Origin of the sequence: Paraburkholderia sp. BL9I2N2, from assembly GCF_004339745.1 — a bacterium.
In the GTDB taxonomy this organism is placed as follows: Bacteria; Pseudomonadota; Gammaproteobacteria; order Burkholderiales; family Burkholderiaceae; genus Paraburkholderia.
In genome coordinates this window covers 3,366,666-3,384,750 of the sequence record NZ_SMGP01000001.1, presented here as the reverse complement: position 1 = coordinate 3,384,750, position 18,085 = coordinate 3,366,666, and the positions used below count along the sequence as shown (strand labels likewise).

The following is an 18,085-nucleotide window of genomic DNA, read 5'->3' as shown; positions in this document are numbered from 1 at the left end:
GATTTAATGGCTCGCGCGCGGCGTGAGCAGGCTGCGTTTGATCCGCTGCAGCGCGCGGTAAGGCGTCACCAGATGCAGCAGATTTTTGGCGAGGCCTAGCCAATCGTACAGATTGGCGGCGTTGAAGTAGCGCAGTTGCAGCCGCAGCGTCGAACTCACCTGGCGGCGCCGTTTGGTCGCGCTGATGCCGCCTTCGTTCAGTTCGTAGTACAGCCCGAGCTCAGGCAGGTTCGCGCAGGCGTAGCGCTCCATCAGCCGCACGAACAGATCGAGGTCCTCGGCGGAGGGGTACTCGGCGCGGTAGTTGCCGACCGCGCGCACGGCGTCGATGCGCAGCATCATTGAAGGATGCGCGAGGCATGAACGGAAGAAGCGCAAGCGACGGATCGCGTCCGGTTCGGCGGGCGGCGTCAGCATGAAGAGCGGCTTGCCTTCGCGGGTGACGACTTGCGTCCACATGCCGAGGCCGGCCACGCGTGGATGCAATTCCATGAACACGCGTTGTTTGGCGAGCCGCTGCGGCACGCTGCGGTCGCCCGCGTCGATGCGCGCCGCATAGCGAAAGCCGCGCTGCGCAAGGGCGTCGATGCCGGTTTGCAATGCGCGTTCGATCCCGCCGTTGCGCGCCATGCGCAGCACTTCGATCTTCATATTGGCGATGACCGGCGCGACGATCGGCGGCGAGCTGCCGTCATCGACGATCAACACGTGCACCGGCGCGCTTTCACTGAACGACGCGAGGGTGAGGTCGACGTCGGCCTGGCCGTTGTAGGCGGGAATCAGGACCGCGACGTCGTCGAGAGTCATTTGCGCGGTGGCGGATGCGTTCGTCATGGGCGCAATTTGAAACGAATGTAATAAAGATTAACCGACGCGGCCGCCAGATAGCCGGCCGCGAGGCCCACCAGCGCGCCGTACGCGCCAAGTCGCGGAATGGCCAGCAGATTGACTACGAACGCGACGGCCAGCGCCAGCAGCCACTTCGCGAGCAACACGAACTTGGCCTGATATTTCAGCACGATCAGATTGCCGATCGCCTCGATGCCGGCGGGTACCGACAGCCACACGGCCCAGCGGAAAATCTCGATCGCGCCTTCGAACTGCGGCCCGAACACACGGCGGATGATCAGTCCGGCGAGCAGATCCAGCACGATCGCGCCACTCACCATCAGCGCCGCGGTCATGGCGGTGAGCCGCCACATGTTGCGGCGCAACTGGGCGGCTTCCTGCACACGATAGACGAAGGCGGGCGCAATGGTCTGCGCGAGCATCAAGGCGAGCGTGATCCAGTTCTCGTTCAACTGCTGGGCGGCGGAATAGCGTCCGAGATCAGCGAAGGAAATGGCCCGCTCGAGCATCAGCCGATCCAGTTTCAGGAACAGATACATACAGATCAGGCCAAGCCAGAACACGGTGCCGGCGCTCGCGAAGTGCTTGAACAGAGAACGGTCGAGATGCCAGCCGAGCTTGCCGCCATGCCGGCGCATGTAGTAGATCAGCAAGACCGCGCCGATCGCCGCCGATTCGAGCGCCCACAGCCAGCCGAAGCGCGCGGGCGTGGCCGCCGCGCGCACCAGCAGATAGACCAGAGCGGCCTTCAGCACCGCGGTGCTCATGCTGGTGAGCAACTGCGGCTTGCTGTAGGTCATGCTTTGCAGCCACGCGTTGATCACGCCGACGAACGGTTCGCGAAACAGCATGGTCACGGCGAGGCCGGCGAGCATGGCGCCGACCAGCGGCTCGAAGAAGTGCAGGGCGATGCCAAGCCAGGTCAGCAGCAAGGCCGCGACCGACACGGAAATGCGCAGCGCGAAGGCGCTGCCGAGCACCGTACCGAGCTGCGCCGGCGGCCGGTTGACGATGGTGGGCACCAGAATCTCGGCGCCGCACACCCAGGTAATGGGCGAGAGCACCAGCAGCAGCGTGTTCGCGTATTGCCATTTGCCGAACGTGTCCGGCCCGAAGTAGCGCGCCAGCATGCCGCTGATCACGATCGCCACGCCGATCTGCGTGAGCCGCTCCAGCCCGAGCCAGACGATATTCGTGAAGGCGCGCGTGACGTCCGGATTGGCGAAGCGTTTGAGCGTCAGCATCCGCTGGCCGCTCGCCGGTCCGCTTGCGCCGGGCATGCCGGCGGCGCCGTGAGCGCGAGCGGCGCGCATGACCCGAGTGGCGCAGTGCGCGCGTTTGCCCACCCAGCCGACTGTCGCGGCAACTTTACATTTGGAGGGCGTCTAAGCATTAGAATGGTGCTATAAGGCTGGTCCGAAAAGCGCAATTATAAGTTGGAACCGGATCGCTTCCGGCAAGGGCGCATCGCTGTGTTTTACCGATTCATCAGCGGTGCGCTGGTCAAAATTTTCCATTGCACGCAAGTGAGCCAACATGATCTCCAAATCTATTTTCAAGGCGTATGACATTCGCGGTGTAATCGGCAAGACGCTCGACGCCGATGCAGCGCGTTCGATCGGCCGCGCGTTTGGCAGCGAAGTGCGGGCGCAAGGCGGCGACGCCGTGGTGGTCGCGCGTGACGGTCGCCTGTCGGGCCCCGAACTGGTCCAGGCGTTGTCGGACGGCCTGCGTGCGGCCGGCGTCGACGTGGTCAACGTGGGCATGGTGCCCACGCCGGTCGGCTACTTCGCGGCCAGCGTACCGTTGCAGCTCGACGGCGGCGAGCGCCGCGTCGATTCGTGCATCGTCGTGACGGGTAGTCATAATCCGCCGGACTACAACGGCTTCAAGATGGTCCTGCGCGGCGCGGCGATTTACGGCGAACAGATTCTCGCGCTGCATCAGCGCATCGTCGACGAGAACTTCTCCGAAGGTAGCGGCACGTACACCGAGTACGACATCGCCGACGCCTATCTCGAGCGTATTGCCGGCGACATCAAGCTCGCGCGTCCCATCAAGATCGTGGTGGACACGGGCAACGGCGTGGCCGGCGGCCTCGCACCCCTGCTGTTCAAGAAGCTCGGCTGCGAACTGGTCGAACTGTTCACCGAGATCGACGGCAACTTCCCGAACCATCACCCGGACCCGGCTCATCCGGAAAACCTTCAGGACGTGATTCGCGCGCTGAAGGAAACGGACGCTGAAATCGGCTTCGCGTTCGACGGCGACGGCGACCGCCTCGGCGTGGTCACCAAAGACGGCCAGATCATCTATCCGGACCGCCAACTCATGCTGTTCGCCGAAGAAGTGCTGTCGCGCAACAAGGGCGCGCAGATCATTTACGACGTGAAGTGCACGCGCAACCTCGCCAAGTGGGTGAAGGACAAGGGCGGCGAGCCGCTCATGTGGAAGACCGGCCACTCGCTCGTCAAGGCGAAGCTGCGTGAAACCGGCGCGCCGCTGGCGGGCGAAATGAGCGGCCACGTGTTCTTCAAGGACCGCTGGTACGGTTTCGACGACGGCCTTTACACCGGCGCGCGTCTGCTCGAAATCCTCACGCGTGTGGAAGACCCGAGCAAGCTGCTGAACTCGCTGCCGAACTCGAACTCCACGCCGGAACTGCAACTGAAGCTCGAAGAAGGCGAAAACTTCGAACTGATCGCGCGCCTGCAGCAAAACGCCAAGTTCACCGGCGCGGACGACGTCGTGAAGATCGACGGCCTGCGCGTCGAGTATCCGGACGGCTTCGGCCTCGCGCGTTCGTCGAACACCACGCCGGTCGTGGTGATGCGTTTCGAAGCCGATAACGACGCGGCGCTCAAGCGCATCCAGGAAGATTTCCGCCGTGTGATCATGGCGGAGAAGCCGGACGCGAAGCTGCCGTTCTAAACGCATGAGCGGCACCGCGGTTCGGTTCGAACCGCGGTGGCCGTCGAACGCGGCGCGGGTTGCTCTTACCGCGCCGCGTTTTTTCATGCCATTTACATGTAACGCGCTAGAATTGCCGTCCTCGCGAGAAAACGCCGGGCCGCCCCAAGTTTTCTCACCCCTTGGGGGTGGGGGCACTTTTAACAAAACGCCGGGCCGCCCCAAGTTTTCTCACCCCTCGGGGGTGGGGGCACTTTTAACAGAACGCCGGGCCGCCCCAGGTTTTCTCATCGCCCACCGGGGTTCGGGGGCTCTCTCAACGCATCTTCGGGCCGGATAGCCGGTTTTCCCACTCTTGAGCGTGCAAAAGATACTGATCGTGAGGGTGTCGTCACTGGGCGACGTCGTTCACAACATGCCGGTGATCGCCGACATCCGGCGCCGCCATCCCGACGCCCAGATCGACTGGCTGGTCGAAGAAAGCTTCGTGGGCCTCGTGCAACTCGTGAACGGCGTGCGGCGGGCGATTCCCGTGTCCATGCGGCGCTGGCGCAAGCGCATTCTGTCGGTCGACAACTGGCGCGAGATCGGCGCTTTCCGCCGCGCGCTTGCCGCCGAACACTACGACCTCGTGATCGACTGCCAGGGGCTTATCAAGACCGCGTGGGTCGCGAGCATGGCGCGCGGGCCGCTGGCCGGCCTTGCGAACCGCACCGACGGCGCGGGCTTCGAATGGCCGGTGCGCTTCTTCTACGACAAGCGCGTGCCGATCGCGCCGCGCACCCATGTGGTCGAGCGCACGCGCCAACTGGTGGCCGCGGCGCTGGACGACCCGCCGCCGCAACCCACCGACGACATCGACTTCGGCATCGACACCGGGCGCGCCGCGCTGGCTTTGTCGGAGGCGAATCTGAACCTGCCGGTGCCGTACGTCGTGTTCGTGCACGCCACATCGCGCGCCGACAAGCAGTGGCCCGACACCGCCTGGATCGAACTGGGGCAGTCGCTGGTGCGGCGCGGCGCGTCGATCGTGCTGCCGTGGGGCAGCGAGGAGGAGCGCGCCACCAGCGAGCGCCTCGCCAGGGAATTCGGTGCGGCGGCCATCGTGCCGCCAAAGCTCTCGTTGCCGGCGGTGGTCGGGTTGATCGAAGGCGCGGCCGCCACGGTGGGTGTTGACACAGGTCTGGTTCACATCGCCGCGGCGCTGAAGCGGCCCACGGTCGAGTTGTACAATTTCGCCACTGCGTGGCGTACTGGCGGCTACTGGTCGCCGAACGTCGTCAATCTCGGCACGGCCGGACAGCCGCCCACGCTGCAACAGGTGAAGTCGGCACTCGCGGGCTTCGGCCTGCTATGACACGTCCGGGGCGCTTCGCCTTGCGCTCCAACCGTTTTCAAGGGCGACCATGAACGAAACCCAGATCATCGAAGTAGCGAACGCCGACTGGCACGGACGCAATCTGTCCGTGCCGCGCGAGACGCTGCTTGCCGGCGTCGAACGCGGCAAAGTGCTGTACTTCCCCAATCTGCGCTTCGCGATCGAAGGCGGCGAACAGGCGCTGCTCGACCCCGCGCTCGCCGATCCGAGCCGCAAGAACATCAGCCTCGAACCGAATGGCGGCGCGTTGCACGGCGTGGCCGGCGACGCCGTTACGCAATCGGCCGTGCGCGCGTTGATCGCGCGTTATCAGACCAATGCGCGCACGCTGGTCGACGGGCTTTTTCCCGAATACAACGGCAGGCTGCGCGTGGCGCCGACCAGCCTGCGGCTGCATCAGGTGGAAACGCGCGAGACGTCATGGCGCAAAGACGATAGCCGTCTGCATGTGGACGCCTTTCCTTCGCGGCCGAACTACGGCGAGCGCATTCTGCGCGTGTTCACCAACGTCAATCCGCATGGCGCGCCGCGCGTATGGCGTGTCGGTGAACCGTTCGAGGACATGGCCAAACGCTTCCTGCCGCGCATCAAGCCGCAGATGCCGGGCGCGGCGTGGCTGTTGAACCTGCTGCACGTGACCAAGTCGCCGCGCAGCGAATACGACCATCTGATGCTGCATCTGCACGACGGCATGAAGGCCGATCTCGACTATCAGAAGTCGAGCCCGCAGGAGACCATGCCGTTTCCGCCCGGCAGCGTGTGGGTGTGTTTCTCGGATCAGACTTCGCACGCGGTGATGTCCGGCCAGTTCATGCTGGAGCAGACCTTCTTCCTGCCGGTCAAGTCGATGGCGCAACCGGAATGCGCGCCGCTCGGCATTCTCGAGCGCCTGAAGGGCAGGGCGCTGGTTTGAGCGCCGCGCTCCTTTATTTGCCGGTTCCGCTCTGCGCGTTGGCTGGTTCCTTCAGTCGGACGGAGCGCCGATGCTGAGGGCGATCTATCACGCGCTCTGGTGGATCATCGCGCCGCTGGCGGTATTGCGCCTGTTGATCCGCTCGCGCAAGGAACGCGGCTATCGCGAGCATATCGGTGAGCGGTTCGGTTACTCGCGCGGCCGGTTGCCTGAAGACGACGCGCCGCTGATCTGGGTGCACGCGGTGTCCGTGGGCGAGACGCGCGCCGCGCAACCGCTGATCGACGCGTTGATGAAGGCGCGTCCCGACGCACGCATTCTGCTGACGCACATGACGCCGAGCGGGCGCGCCACCGGCGAGCAGATTTTCGGCGACCGCGTGTTGCGCAGCTATCTGCCGTACGACATGCCGCATGCCGTGCGGCGGTTTTTGCGGACGTGGCGGCCGTCGCTCGGTCTGGTGATGGAAACCGAAGTGTGGCCGACGCTGATCGACGAATGCCGTCGCGCGGATGTGCCGCTGGTGCTCACCAATGCGCGGATGTCGGCGCGCTCGTACAAGCGCGCGGCCAAGTTCGGCAGTGCGACCAAGGACGTGTTCGGCGGCTTTGCGCGCGTGCTGGCGCAGAGTCCATCGGATGCCGAGCGGCTGACCGCGCTCGGCGCGCGCAACGCCGCCGTGCTCGGCAATCTGAAATTCGACATGAGCACGCCGCCGGAACTGGCGGCGCGCGGGCATGCATGGCGCGCGGCGATCGGCGCGCGTCCGGTGTGGGTCGCGGCGAGCACGCGCGAAGGCGAAGAGGAACTGGTGCTGCAGGCGTTCGCGGCGCTCGGTATCGACAACGCGCTGCTGATTCTCGTGCCGCGTCATCCGCAACGTTTCAACGAGGTGGCGGGGCTGGTCGAGAAGGCCGGGCTACGGCTCGAGCGCCGCTCGGCGTGGGCGCCGGATGCGAACGTGGCATCGGCGGCAAGCAGCGGCGTGCCTGCGCTGCCTGCGCGCGTGAACGTGCTGCTGGGCGATTCGATGGGCGAATTGGGCGCTTACTATGCCGCTTCGGATCTGGCGTTCATCGGCGGCAGTCTGTTGCCGTTGGGCGGGCAGAATCTGATCGAGGCGTGCGCGGTCGGCGTGCCGGTGCTGATCGGTCCGCACGTATTCAACTTTACGCAAGCCACCGCGGATGCCGTGGCGGCGGGCGCCGCCGTGCAGGTGAAAGATCCGGCCGATCTGGGGCGCGCGTTGCGTGAACTGTTTGGCGACAAGGCGCGCAGGCTGGCTATGGGCGGCGCAGCGTCGGCGTTTGCGGCGCGCCATCGCGGCGCGACGACGCGGACCGTGGATGTGTTGATGGCGTTGTTGCCGGAGGGGGAGTGAGAGCGTGGGCGCAAACGCGGCACGCGCGCCCGCGTCTCACACCTTCAACAACCCCTTCTCCTCGATAAACTTCACCACCACATCCAGGCCGTCGAGCGCCTTCAGATTGCACATCACGAAGGGCCGTTCGCCGCGCATCTTCTTGGCGTCCGACGCCATCACCTCGAGATTCGCGCCGACCATCGGCGCGAGGTCCGTCTTGTTGATCACCAGCAGATCGGACTTCGTGATGCCGGGGCCGCCTTTACGCGGAATCTTCTCGCCACCCGCCACGTCGATCACATAGATCGTCAGGTCCGACAGTTCCGGACTGAACGTCGCCGCGAGGTTGTCGCCGCCCGATTCGATGAACACGATGTCCGCATCGGGAAAACGCGTCAGCATGCGGTCGACGGCTTCGAGATTGATCGACGCGTCCTCGCGAATCGCCGTGTGCGGACAGCCGCCCGTTTCGACGCCCATGATCCGTTCAGCCGGCAACGCGCCCGCTACCGTCAACAGACGCTGGTCCTCTTTCGTATAGATGTCGTTGGTGATGGCGACGAGGTCGTACTGTTCGCGCATCGCCTTGCAGAGCATTTCGAGCAGCGTGGTCTTGCCCGAGCCGACCGGGCCGCCGACGCCCACGCGCAGCGGCGGCAGTTTCTTCGTGCGGACGGACGAGTGGGCGGGATGATGAGGTGCGTTCATGATGGTTCGTGTTATGAGCGAAAGAGCCGCGAATACTGCGACTCGTGACGCGCCGAGAGAATGCCGAGTTGCGGCGCGAAGGTGTTGATGTTTTCGGGCGACGTGGCCATGGCGCGCGTGACGGCGGCATCGATCGGCTCGCGCAACGCGACGATGATGCGTTGACCGGCGAGCTGGCCCAACGGCACGGCCTTCAACGCGGCGGCCGCCTGGTTTTCCACCCAGCTGAAGGCGTAGGCGGCGAGGGCGGCGTCGACGGCTGCGTCGTGGGCGTAGGCGGCGAAGGCGAACGCGGTGGGTTGAGCGAGCGGCGTCATCGAGGCGAGCGTCGCGCGCCGCTCGGCGTCGCCCCATTCGAGCGATACGCACAGCTGCCGCAACGACCAGCCCATTTGTTCCGTTTCGCGGCGCAATTCCGCGGATTCACGGCTCGCCAGGAATTCGCTGTTGGCGTGTGCGAGGGCCGAGGCGTCATGCGTGCGCCAGCGTGCCATCTGATGCGCGAGGAACGGCAGTTCGCCGTGCGCGAGCACGTCGGTCAAGCCGCTGGCGATCCACTCGCGGGCGGAGTCGGCATCGGTGATCAGTTGTGCTTCGATGGCGGCTTCGAGACCCTGCGAGTAGCTGAAAGCGCCAATCGGCAGCGCCGGCGACGCAAGATGCAGCAGCGCCGTCAGTTCAGCGATGCGCATGATGGTGGTGATGCCCGTGACCGCACGATTCGTCGTGGACGTGATCGCCGTGATCGTGGTCATGATCGTGCGCGTGCTCATGCCCGTGCTCATGGCCGTGGTCATGGCCGTGCGAATGCGCATGCCCTTGCGCCGCGTGGCTATGCTCATGCTCATGGTCATGCGAATGCTCATGCCCATGATGCTCGCCGAACACCTGCTGCGCGAGCGCATAGTCTTCGGCGAAGGTTTCGTCGTGACCATGCTTATGGCCGCCGCCATACGCGCCGGATTCCGGCTGGAACGGCATCGAGACCTGATCGACCGTCGCGCCGATGCGCTTGAGCATGTCGGCCAGCACCGGATCGTATTCGAGCTTCAGATAGTCCGCGCCGACTTCCACCGGCGTGTGGCGATTGCCGAGGTGATAGGCGGCGCGCGTGAGCGTCAACGCATCTTTCGCGCGCACGTAGAGCACCGTTTCCGGCGCGGCGACGACGCGCACGAGGCCGCCGTCGTCGGCGACCAGGACGTCGCCCTCGCGCAGCACAGTGCCGCGCGGCAGCAGCAGCGCGACTTCTTCGCCGCTATCGAGCGTGGCCGCGAGCCGGCTCTTGCGCCGGTCGTCGAACGCCAGCGTCAGGGTCGGTGCGCGCTTGACCAGCACGGGTGCGAGCTTCAGATGCGGCGCGATGAGTTTGTCGATGGTGCGCATGATTTAGAACAGAAAGTAGCGTTGCGCCATCGGCAGCACGGTGGCCGGTTCGCAGGTCAGCAACTGACCGTCGGCGATCACCTGATAGGTTTCCGGATCGACGCTGATCGCCGGGCGCCACGCATTGTGGATCATGTCTGCCTTCGAGATGTTGCGGCAGTTCCTGACCGCAACGATACGCTTGTTCAGGCCGTAGCGTTCGCCGACGCCGGCATCGGCGGCGATCTGCGAGACGAAGGTCAGCGACGTGCGTCCCAATGCGCCGCCGCGCGTCGCGAACATCTCGCGATAATGCACCGGCTGCGGCGTCGGAATCGATGCGTTGGGATCGCCCATCTGCGCCATCGCGATCATGCCGCCCTTGAGGATCAGCGACGGCTTGATGCCGAAGAACGCCGGTTCCCAGAACACCAGGTCAGCCCACTTGCCCGGCTCGATCGAGCCGACTTCATGCGCGATGCCGTGCGTGATCGCCGGGTTGATCGTGTACTTGGCGACGTAGCGCTTCGCACGGAAGTTGTCGTGGTGCGCGTTGTCCTCAGGCAGCGCGCCGCGTTGCACCTTCATCTTGTGCGCCGTCTGCCACGTGCGGATGATCACTTCGCCGACCCGGCCCATGGCCTGCGAATCCGACGACAGCATCGACAGCGCGCCGAGATCGTGCAGGATGTCTTCGGCGGCAATCGTTTCGCGGCGAATGCGCGATTCGGCGAACGCGATGTCTTCCGCAATCGACGGATCGAGGTGATGGCACACCATCAGCATGTCGAGGTGCTCTTCGAGCGTGTTGACGGTGTACGGGCGCGTCGGATTGGTCGAGGAGGGCAGCACGTTCGCTTCGCCGCATACCTTGATGATGTCCGGCGCGTGGCCGCCGCCCGCGCCTTCCGTGTGATACGTGTGGATCGTGCGGCCCTTGAAAGCGGCCACGGTCGCTTCGACAAAACCCGCTTCGTTCAGCGTGTCCGTGTGGATTGCGACCTGCGTGTCGGTATCGTCGGCGACGGAGAGACAGTTGTCGATCGCCGCCGGCGTGGTGCCCCAGTCCTCATGCAACTTCAAACCGATTGCGCCCGCGGCGATCTGCTCCAGCGCCGGCTGCGGCTGGCTTACGTTGCCCTTGCCGAGAAAGCCGAGATTCATCGGATAACCGTCAGCCGCTTGCAGCATGCGTTCGAGATGCCACGGACCCGGCGTACAGGTCGTGGCGTTCGTGCCCGTGGCCGGACCGGTGCCGCCGCCGAGCATGGTGGTCACACCGCTCGCGAGCGCTTCTTCGATCTGCTGCGGGCTGATGAAGTGAATATGCGTGTCGATGCCGCCCGCCGTCACGATCAGGCCTTCGCCCGCGATCACTTCGGTGGAGGCGCCGATCGCGATCGTCACGTTCGGCTGGATGTCGGGATTGCCCGCTTTGCCGATCGCGGCGATGCGGCCGTCCTTGATGCCGATGTCGGCCTTGACGATGCCCCAGTGATCCAGAATCACGGCATTCGTCACGACGGTATCGACCACGTCGGCATGCACGCGTTGCGACTGGCCCATGCCGTCGCGAATCACTTTGCCGCCGCCGAACTTCACTTCTTCGCCGTAGGTGGTGAAGTCACGCTCGACTTCGATCAGCAATTCGGTGTCGGCGAGGCGCACGCGGTCGCCGGTGGTGGGGCCGAACATTTCCGCGTACGCGCGGCGGCCAATGCGTAAGGTCATGGTGTGGGTCCGGAAATGAACAGGGCGATCTGGGCTCGTGACGAGAGAGGGCGGGGCCTCACAGCTTGCCCATCACCTTGCCGTTGAAGCCGTAGACGACGCGATCGCCCGCCAATGCAACCAGTTCGACGGTGCGCTCCTGGCCGGGTTCGAAGCGCACGGCGGTGCCCGCCGCGATGTTCAGCCGGAAGCCGCGCGCGACTTCGCGATCGAACGCGAGCGCCTCGTTCACTTCATAGAAGTGATAGTGCGAGCCGATTTGCACCGGACGGTCGCCGGTATTCGACACGACCACCGTGACGGTGGCGCGGCCCGCGTTGAGTTCGTGTTCGCCGTCGTCGATGAGGAGTTCGCCGGGAATCATCTGGGGCTGCCTTATGTGATTTCGGTGATTAGGGAATCGGATGGTGAACGGTGACGAGCTTGGTGCCGTCGGGGAACGTGGCTTCGACCTGAATGTCGGGAATCATCTCCGGCACGCCCTCCATGACGTCGTCGCGGGTGAGCAGAGTGGTGCCGTAGTGCATCACCTCGGCGACGGTCTTGCCGTCGCGAGCCGCTTCCATCAGCGCGGCGGTGATGAAGGCGATCGCTTCCGGATAGTTCAGTTTGAGGCCGCGCGCACGGCGCCGTTCGGCAAGCAGCGCGGCGGTGAAGATCAGCAGCTTGTCCTTCTCGCGAGGTGTCAGCTTCATCGAATGAGTGCGTAGGGTTGCAACGGTCGTTGTGACGATCCCGGGCGGGACCGGCCGCGACAATGATAGACGCTGCGCGTCATGGCCGCGATCGCGTGCGCTGCACGGGATGTGTCCATGACGAGTGCAATGCCGGATAAGCCAGTCACGGTATCAAGTTCGGCTAACGGCGCGCTTACAGATCGGCCGGCAGCGGCGCGCTGAACCACTTCTTCGACATCGTGTTGAGCGTGCCGTCCTGCTTCGCTTGCACGATGGCGGCGTTCACTTTTTGCTGCAGGCGTGGCTCGTTCTTGTTCATGCCAACGAAGCACGGCGAATTCTTGATGACGAACTTCGGTTCCGGGCGGCGCGGCGGATTCTTCGCGAGGATCGCGGCCGCGACGATGTTGCCCGCGGCGATCAACTGCACCTGGCCCGACAGGAACGCGGCGATAGTCGCGTTGTTGTCCTCGAAGCGCTTGATGGTCGCGTTCGGCGCCATTTGCGTGAGACCGATTTCCTCCAGCGCGCCGCGGGTTGCGCCGACCGTCTTGCCGGTCAGATCCGCGGGGCCGCTGACCTTGATATCGGCGGGACCGAACACGCCCTGGTAATACGGCGCATAGGCGGTCGAAAAATCGATCACCTTCTCGCGATCCGGCGTCTTGCCGAGCGACGAGATCACCAGATCGACCTTGCCCGTTTGCAGATAGGGGATGCGATTGGCGCTATTGACCGGCACGAGTTCGAGCTTCACGTTCATCGACTTCGCGAGCAGGGCGGCTGTGTCGATGTCGTAGCCTTGCGGCTTCATGTCCGCGCCGACCGAACCGAACGGCGGATAGTCTTCCGGCACGGCGACTTTGAGCACACCGGCCTTGGCAATGTTATCGAGCGTATCCGCGTGAGCGGCGGGCGCATTGACGGCGAGGACGGGCGAGAGCAGCAGTGCGGCGAGCCAGGCGCGACGCGCGGGGCGAAGAGTCGATCGAGTCATGTTCTGTGAGCGGTGGTGGCGACGAGCCGGTCGGCTGCCGTCAGGACGCGGCAGCATCGTGGGGAATGGCGACGCAAGGTATGTGCCATGGCGGTGCAGCATGGGCTGGCGGCACGGCAGGACGAGGGATGCACTCAGTTGAGGCGTCGACATGCGCCGGATTGGTGCACGCCCTGTCTTACGCCGGTGAAAGGCCACACCGTGCCAGTGAAGCAGTGCTCATGCTTGACGCCGACACGACTCCCGATGGCCAAAGTCACGCACGTGACTTTGCGGCCTTGTCAGGACTCCGCGGAGCGGCGCCTGAAAACGGCGTGCCTTCGCTCCGCACTGCCGCAAGCTCATCGAAGCCTGCCCAACTCGCGATTCCAAGGCGCTTCGTTATCAGATAGATCGCTATCGGTAACGCCAAACCGGCCGCACTCCCGAGCACGAAGTGGACAAGTGGCTGACTGATGCCGCGGGCCAGCAACGCATTCCAGACCAACGCGGTTGCGAACACATGCAGGAGGTAGACCGGCTTCCACGAGGAGCCGATCGACGCGATCCAGCGCGACGTTCGCCATATCGGCAGGCACCGTCCAACCGAAAGGGCCGCCGCGATACCCAGAAAACTTGTCAGTAGAGAATATAAGTCCAGATAGTGGCCTGAACGTTGCCCCACGATCGCGGCGGCTGCAAACGCGATTCCCGCTACCAACGCGACGCGAAGGCCAGAGGCGTTGCCGCTTTGCCGGTCCGACCGGGAGGCGAGCAGCACGCCGGACAGAAAGAAGACAAGGCCCCAAGACGTCATTGTGACAATGCCCCAGTGGCTCCGTATCGCGACGGTGGCGCTGACGAGGATCATCGCGGCGATCAGGCCGCGATTTGCCACCGTCAACGCGCATCGGACCTTTGTGGGCCGTGGCCATACGCTGATGCACGCGACGATCTGACAGATGAACAGCGCGTAAAGAAACCAGAATTGCCCAACGGGTGCCGATGCCAGACGAGTCAATTCGAACTGCTCGGCGGCGTAGTCTTTATAGTCCGCGACGAGCCACTGCACAGCCATCTGCAATATCGACCACAGCAGATAGGGATAGAGCACGGCCAGGGCGATTGATTTCAGCAGCGCGGCGCGAGAGCGTTGCAAATACGTTAGCGCACTCATGCCGAGAAGGAAGAAGACCGTCGGGTATCCCGACGTGCTTGCGGCGTACTGAACAATCTTCAGGACGCGAGACACGTGACCATCTTGCAGGAAACCGGCGTCGCTGATCCGGTGCAGCACTTCGGCGCACACGATCGCAATGATGGAAATTGCCAGGCCGCCTCTGATGCGCTCTTCTTTCACCATTCCCTCGTTCGGGTTCATGTTGCCATGCGATGCGGCCGGGCCTTCATGCAGTGCTAAAGCTGCACATCGAAAATCACGCACCAGTTGTCGAGGCGCATCGATTCGCGTCCGTCATTGAAGCGGATCACGTCGCCCTGTGAATCCCGCAGATTGCCACGCGGACCATAACGGCTTCCCGCGACGCCAACGCCGTTGAATGCGTACTCGATGTGCGTACCGGCAGGGATAGGCGATTTAGCCATAATGCTCACCTCGTCGGGTCCGGTGATCGATACCGACTGGATCGGCAGCAAGTCGCCGGACGGCAGGCGCAACGAGAAACCATAGTCCGAATTGCCGGCAACCTGCGTCGTGTCCCATCTGAGAGGCGGGGCGGGGACATTGAAGCGCAGCACGGCCGTCGTGCCCTCGCGTCGCCAGTTCAACGGCTCGAGAGGCGTCCACGTCTGTTTGTCGATCAGAATCCTCTTCAGGACCAGCCCATAGTAGGCGCCCATCCATTCGGTGCTGCGATTGTCGGTATGTCCACCGTCCACGTAACGAAAGAGATACATCGGCACAGCCAGATGAATGTGTGGATCTTCGTGGCTGGCTTCCAGCAGCGCGAGCGCGATGTGCGGATACCGCTGATCGAAATGGCGATGCGTGGCCACCTGATAGGTGATCATCTCGACGTCCTGTTTCTGTCCCGTCAATGCCTTGGCATCGCGATCGACGTCGGCCCGCAAGCTCCTTAGCTTCGCAATGTAAGTCGGAATCGATGTCTGGCTGGAATCGTCGGCTTCCCCTTGCGTCCACGTGATTGCGCCGACGCCGTAAGTCTTGCCTTGGGCGTCCGCGAGCCGTTTTCCCTGGGCGATGTCTCGCAGCAGCTGTGAGTAATAGCGCCCTGGTGCCGACAGCGTCGCAATGTCCATCGATCCTTCACCCGGTGCCGATCCAATAAACCGGTAGGGGAGATCCGCATGACTTTGCAGGTTCTCCTGCTCGATCAATTGCATGGCCATATTCAGCGTCCCGCTGGTCGGCGTCTCGGCCTTGTCACCCCATTGAGTCTCGACTAACGGTACGAACTGCTTGTACGCCACTTCGACGCCTTCGCTTTGCACGCCGTCTTGAGCCCGCACGCCGCCGTTGAATCGCAACGAGGAATAACGTTGACGGGTGGACAGTACGGGTTTGTTAAAAAACCCCTGGCTGAGCGATTGGCCGTAGCTAATGACGTGAGTGATGTCCCAAGGCGCTGCGCCGTGCGGAATCCATGCCGAATAAGCCGGCTCGATGCGCCCATCGCCAGAACCTGCCTGTGATGCGTCGAAGATAGTCGTCGCGGACAGCGCGCTTGCCGCCGACACTTTCTGCACCGCCCAGCCGCCGGCCGACGAAGCAAGAACGAACTGGATCCGACTACCCGGCCGGCCGTCGACGTTTTGCACCACCACGCTCGCGTGGTTGCCGTCGACTTGCGTGTTGTAGGTTTCAGGCAGCGCCGTCAGGCGATCGCAGGCAGTCGCCGTCGACACATGCAAGAGCTGCTGGACCAGACTTTTAACATCAGCGAGCGCGACGCTCCCGGCTCCGCACGTTGTGCGGTTATATCGCCACAGCGGGTCGAACTTGTCTCTCCATTCGTGCACAGCGCTTTCGATACCGCGATCCTCTGGAGAAAAGGCCGCGCGACTATCATGCTGCGAGCACGCGCAGCATACGATGGCCGGTAAGACGAGGTATACGAAACGCATTCGGTGATCCTTAGCGTTCATCTGCGCTGGACGATTGTAAGGGGATCGCGGAATGCGTTATGTGCGACCTCGCACGTAAATGGCCGCACGGACCCAGGCTAGGCCATACGATCTAAATGTCCAGACGTTTCAAGACATGCATGTACGAAGACCACGACGGCGCGCGCAGCGCCGCCGGAAGAATGACGGCTGTGTCACGAACGCGGAATGTGCGAGAGCACGGATTCCAGATGCACCACTACCGCGACTGCGCGGGGGACCCGCTTATGGGCTAGCGGTGTGAAGCCGCTTTCTTTGCCTACTTTCTTTGCGGCATGCAAAGAAAGTAGGTGCCGCCCCGCACAGGGGCAACGCCAATAGACCACCGTGACTTCAAGGAAAGGCCAACCTCAAGTGGCCCAAATCCGCAAAGGCACCCCCTCAACCCCATGCACAACCGGCCGCAACTGAATCCAGCATTTGATAAGCGCCCGCTGCAACATCTCCATCGACCTCGCAACCCCGCGCACGACGAGCACTCGCGAAGTCACACAAGAAGCGGCAACCCGAACAGAATCATCAAACGGCAGTTGAGCAGTCAACGCTTCAGCAAGCGCATCATCACAAGCATCCCCAACGGCCCAAAGCGTCCCATAGGCAGGAAACCCGGCCAACCCTTGAGCAGCATCGCGCAGCGAATCATTTGCCGAGAGACTGGCCCGTTCAAACCAGAGCAACTCCCCGTTAGCCCCAACGATCCGAGACACCGCACACAAACGACCATCGGACCACCGTTCACCAGCAGCCTGCCGCCCAAGCTGCGTCGCATCCCACCCGATCGCAGTCGCGCCTTCACCAAGCGTCAACGAAAAATTAAGCTTCGCATTCGCCTGATCGAAAACGATATTATTCTGCGGCAGCCAATCGAGCTTAGCCCGCTCACCGACGCGCACGGCGATATGCTGCTGCGCTTCACGTCCATTGGACTTGTACCACTTGGTCGCCCCCGGCGTGGTAATAACAGCATGCGCCTCGGCACCGACATCGACATCAATAGCAAGGCGATCCCCACCCGCGATCCCTCCAGGCGGGTGCACGATCACCGCATGACAGACACCCTGTCCTTCAGGATAAAGCGGCCTTTGAACCCGCAACGGCCCATCATGCAACCGGTGCTTGAGCGTAGTCCGTTCGCCATCCTTGACGAACCCAAGTTCAAGACGCGCGCGCCATAGCGAATGCGCACCGGCCTGAGCGGCAGCGAGCGTAACGTGATTTTCGTGAAGCGACATGCGAATGGAATGCGACCAGACGGAGAAAAGCAAATCGTGCCTGCGCACGTCAAGCAACGCTCAACGGCGTTGCCACAGGATGCGGCGAGAATAGCACGCCAGCTTGCAGGTGCCGCTTACACGGCGATCAACGTCCGCACGCCATCCGCATCCATATTGGCGCCTTCTCCGCCCGCGATGATCTCGCCGCGGCTCATCACCCAATACCGATCGGCGATGTCCTTGGCGAAGTCGTAGTACTGCTCGACGAGCAGCACCGTCATGCCCATTTCCTCGACCAGTTGACGCAGCGTGCGGCCGATATCCTGAATGATCGACGGCTGGATACCCTCAGTGGGTTCATCGAGAATCAGCAATTGCGGATCGCTCATCAGCGCCCGCCCAATGGCAAGCTGCTGCTGCTGACCGCCGGAAAGATCCCCGCCGCGGCGGCTGCGCATATCCTTCAGTACCGGAAACAGTTCATAGATACGATCCGGGATCTTCTTGGGCGCTTTCTTGCTGGCGGCGCCCACCAGCAGATTTTCTTCGACGGTCAAGCGCGGAAAGATATCGCGCCCCTGCGGCACATAAGCGAGGCCTTTTTCCACGCGCGAGTAGGTGGGCAGTTTGGTGATCGGCGCACCGCGCCAGGCGATGGACCCGCTCTTCGTTTGCACGACGCCCATCAGGCAGCGCAGCAGCGTGGTCTTGCCCACGCCGTTGCGGCCGAGCAGAACGGTGAGTTTGCCGTCGGGCACGGTGAGCTTCACATCGCGCAGAATGTGGCTGCCGCCGTAGTACTGGTTCAGGTTTTCTACTTCTAACATGTCCGTTCGACCCTTTTGTTACACCGACCC

General features: G+C 63.4%; 17 protein-coding genes. 4 read left to right on the top strand and 13 right to left on the bottom strand.

The genetic code is table 11. The annotated features are described in order from the left end of the window. Window positions 1-3 precede the first annotated feature (3 nt). Both B0G74_RS15660 and B0G74_RS15655 read right to left on the bottom strand, forming a co-directional pair. Window positions 4-834 carry a glycosyltransferase gene (locus B0G74_RS15660; protein WP_132375808.1) on the bottom strand — a complete coding sequence of 277 codons (831 nt, stop codon included), beginning with the start codon at window positions 832-834 and terminating at the stop codon, window positions 4-6. Then, window positions 831-2,093: an oligosaccharide flippase family protein gene (locus tag B0G74_RS15655; RefSeq protein WP_132376960.1), complete on the bottom strand. Its 1,263-nt coding sequence runs from the start codon at window positions 2,091-2,093 to the stop codon at window positions 831-833. The genes B0G74_RS15660 and B0G74_RS15655 overlap by 4 nt, the downstream gene beginning before the upstream one ends. Window positions 2,094-2,385: 292 nt before the next feature. On the opposite strand from B0G74_RS15655, the gene B0G74_RS15650 reads away from it, so the two are divergent. The 4 genes from B0G74_RS15650 (at window position 2,386) to waaA (ending at window position 7,431) form a co-directional block, all read left to right on the top strand. Continuing rightward, window positions 2,386-3,780 carry a phosphomannomutase/phosphoglucomutase gene (locus B0G74_RS15650; protein WP_132375807.1) on the top strand — a complete coding sequence of 465 codons (1,395 nt, stop codon included), beginning with the start codon at window positions 2,386-2,388 and terminating at the stop codon, window positions 3,778-3,780. A gap of 334 nt (window positions 3,781-4,114) precedes the next feature. Continuing rightward, complete coding sequence (gene waaC / locus B0G74_RS15645; RefSeq protein ID WP_132375805.1) at window positions 4,115-5,116, top strand: lipopolysaccharide heptosyltransferase I; 1,002 nt, start codon at window positions 4,115-4,117, stop codon at window positions 5,114-5,116. A 49-nt stretch (window positions 5,117-5,165) separates the two neighbouring features. Beyond that, the gene (locus B0G74_RS15640; protein ID WP_132375803.1) at window positions 5,166-6,050 is read left to right on the top strand and encodes a Kdo hydroxylase family protein; all 885 of its coding nucleotides are present in this window, start codon (window positions 5,166-5,168) and stop codon (window positions 6,048-6,050) included. A 70-nt stretch (window positions 6,051-6,120) separates the two neighbouring features. Further along, window positions 6,121-7,431, top strand: a complete 1,311-nt coding sequence (gene waaA, locus B0G74_RS15635) for a lipid IV(A) 3-deoxy-D-manno-octulosonic acid transferase (RefSeq protein WP_132375801.1) — start codon at window positions 6,121-6,123, stop codon at window positions 7,429-7,431. A 36-nt stretch (window positions 7,432-7,467) separates the two neighbouring features. On the opposite strand, the gene ureG is transcribed toward waaA, so the two are convergent. The 11 genes from ureG to urtE all read right to left on the bottom strand — a co-directional run bounded on the left by ureG (window position 7,468) and on the right by urtE (window position 18,055). Next, entirely contained in the window at window positions 7,468-8,121 is a 654-nt protein-coding gene (ureG, locus tag B0G74_RS15630) for an urease accessory protein UreG (protein WP_132375800.1), read from the bottom strand. Between the two features lie 11 nt (window positions 8,122-8,132). Beyond that, the gene (locus B0G74_RS15625; RefSeq protein ID WP_132376959.1) at window positions 8,133-8,813 is read right to left on the bottom strand and encodes an urease accessory UreF family protein; all 681 of its coding nucleotides are present in this window, start codon (window positions 8,811-8,813) and stop codon (window positions 8,133-8,135) included. After that, window positions 8,800-9,507, bottom strand: a complete 708-nt coding sequence (ureE, locus tag B0G74_RS15620; protein WP_132375798.1) for an urease accessory protein UreE — start codon at window positions 9,505-9,507, stop codon at window positions 8,800-8,802. Before ureE ends, B0G74_RS15625 begins: the two co-directional genes overlap by 14 nt. A gap of 3 nt (window positions 9,508-9,510) precedes the next feature. Then, entirely contained in the window at window positions 9,511-11,217 is a 1,707-nt protein-coding gene (gene ureC, locus B0G74_RS15615; RefSeq protein WP_132375796.1) for an urease subunit alpha, read from the bottom strand. 58 nt (window positions 11,218-11,275) lie between these two features. Then, window positions 11,276-11,581 carry an urease subunit beta gene (locus tag B0G74_RS15610; RefSeq protein ID WP_132375794.1) on the bottom strand — a complete coding sequence of 102 codons (306 nt, stop codon included), beginning with the start codon at window positions 11,579-11,581 and terminating at the stop codon, window positions 11,276-11,278. A 28-nt stretch (window positions 11,582-11,609) separates the two neighbouring features. After that, window positions 11,610-11,912, bottom strand: a complete 303-nt coding sequence (gene ureA / locus B0G74_RS15605) for an urease subunit gamma (RefSeq protein ID WP_011487082.1) — start codon at window positions 11,910-11,912, stop codon at window positions 11,610-11,612. A gap of 175 nt (window positions 11,913-12,087) precedes the next feature. Further along, window positions 12,088-12,891 (bottom strand): transporter substrate-binding domain-containing protein, encoded by an 804-nt coding sequence (locus tag B0G74_RS15600; protein WP_132375792.1) that lies wholly within the window; start codon window positions 12,889-12,891, stop codon window positions 12,088-12,090. Between the two features lie 256 nt (window positions 12,892-13,147). Next, window positions 13,148-14,251 carry an acyltransferase gene (locus tag B0G74_RS15595; protein ID WP_243658193.1) on the bottom strand — a complete coding sequence of 368 codons (1,104 nt, stop codon included), beginning with the start codon at window positions 14,249-14,251 and terminating at the stop codon, window positions 13,148-13,150. A gap of 35 nt (window positions 14,252-14,286) precedes the next feature. Then, the gene (locus B0G74_RS15590; RefSeq protein WP_243658192.1) at window positions 14,287-15,756 is read right to left on the bottom strand and encodes a sialate O-acetylesterase; all 1,470 of its coding nucleotides are present in this window, start codon (window positions 15,754-15,756) and stop codon (window positions 14,287-14,289) included. Window positions 15,757-16,364: 608 nt separating this feature from the next. Beyond that, entirely contained in the window at window positions 16,365-17,246 is an 882-nt protein-coding gene (locus B0G74_RS15580; protein WP_132375788.1) for an urease accessory protein UreD, read from the bottom strand. A gap of 116 nt (window positions 17,247-17,362) precedes the next feature. Beyond that, entirely contained in the window at window positions 17,363-18,055 is a 693-nt protein-coding gene (gene urtE / locus B0G74_RS15575) for an urea ABC transporter ATP-binding subunit UrtE (RefSeq protein ID WP_132375787.1), read from the bottom strand. Between the last annotated feature and the right edge of the window lie 30 nt (window positions 18,056-18,085).

Coding starts and splice junctions, on each gene's coding strand:
- B0G74_RS15610 (WP_132375794.1), bottom strand. CDS start 11,581: ATGATTCCCGGCGAACTCCTCATCGACGACGGCGAACACGAACTCAAC.
- B0G74_RS15650 (WP_132375807.1), top strand. CDS start 2,386: ATGATCTCCAAATCTATTTTCAAGGCGTATGACATTCGCGGTGTAATC.
- B0G74_RS15660 (WP_132375808.1), bottom strand. CDS start 834: ATGACGAACGCATCCGCCACCGCGCAAATGACTCTCGACGACGTCGCG.
- waaA (WP_132375801.1), top strand. CDS start 6,121: ATGCTGAGGGCGATCTATCACGCGCTCTGGTGGATCATCGCGCCGCTG.
- ureA (WP_011487082.1), bottom strand. CDS start 11,912: ATGAAGCTGACACCTCGCGAGAAGGACAAGCTGCTGATCTTCACCGCC.
- B0G74_RS15580 (WP_132375788.1), bottom strand. CDS start 17,246: ATGTCGCTTCACGAAAATCACGTTACGCTCGCTGCCGCTCAGGCCGGT.
- ureG (WP_132375800.1), bottom strand. CDS start 8,121: ATGAACGCACCTCATCATCCCGCCCACTCGTCCGTCCGCACGAAGAAA.
- B0G74_RS15600 (WP_132375792.1), bottom strand. CDS start 12,891: ATGACTCGATCGACTCTTCGCCCCGCGCGTCGCGCCTGGCTCGCCGCA.
- B0G74_RS15640 (WP_132375803.1), top strand. CDS start 5,166: ATGAACGAAACCCAGATCATCGAAGTAGCGAACGCCGACTGGCACGGA.
- urtE (WP_132375787.1), bottom strand. CDS start 18,055: ATGTTAGAAGTAGAAAACCTGAACCAGTACTACGGCGGCAGCCACATT.
- B0G74_RS15595 (WP_243658193.1), bottom strand. CDS start 14,251: ATGAACCCGAACGAGGGAATGGTGAAAGAAGAGCGCATCAGAGGCGGC.
- B0G74_RS15655 (WP_132376960.1), bottom strand. CDS start 2,093: ATGCTGACGCTCAAACGCTTCGCCAATCCGGACGTCACGCGCGCCTTC.
- ureE (WP_132375798.1), bottom strand. CDS start 9,507: ATGCGCACCATCGACAAACTCATCGCGCCGCATCTGAAGCTCGCACCC.
- B0G74_RS15625 (WP_132376959.1), bottom strand. CDS start 8,813: ATGCGCATCGCTGAACTGACGGCGCTGCTGCATCTTGCGTCGCCGGCG.
- ureC (WP_132375796.1), bottom strand. CDS start 11,217: ATGACCTTACGCATTGGCCGCCGCGCGTACGCGGAAATGTTCGGCCCC.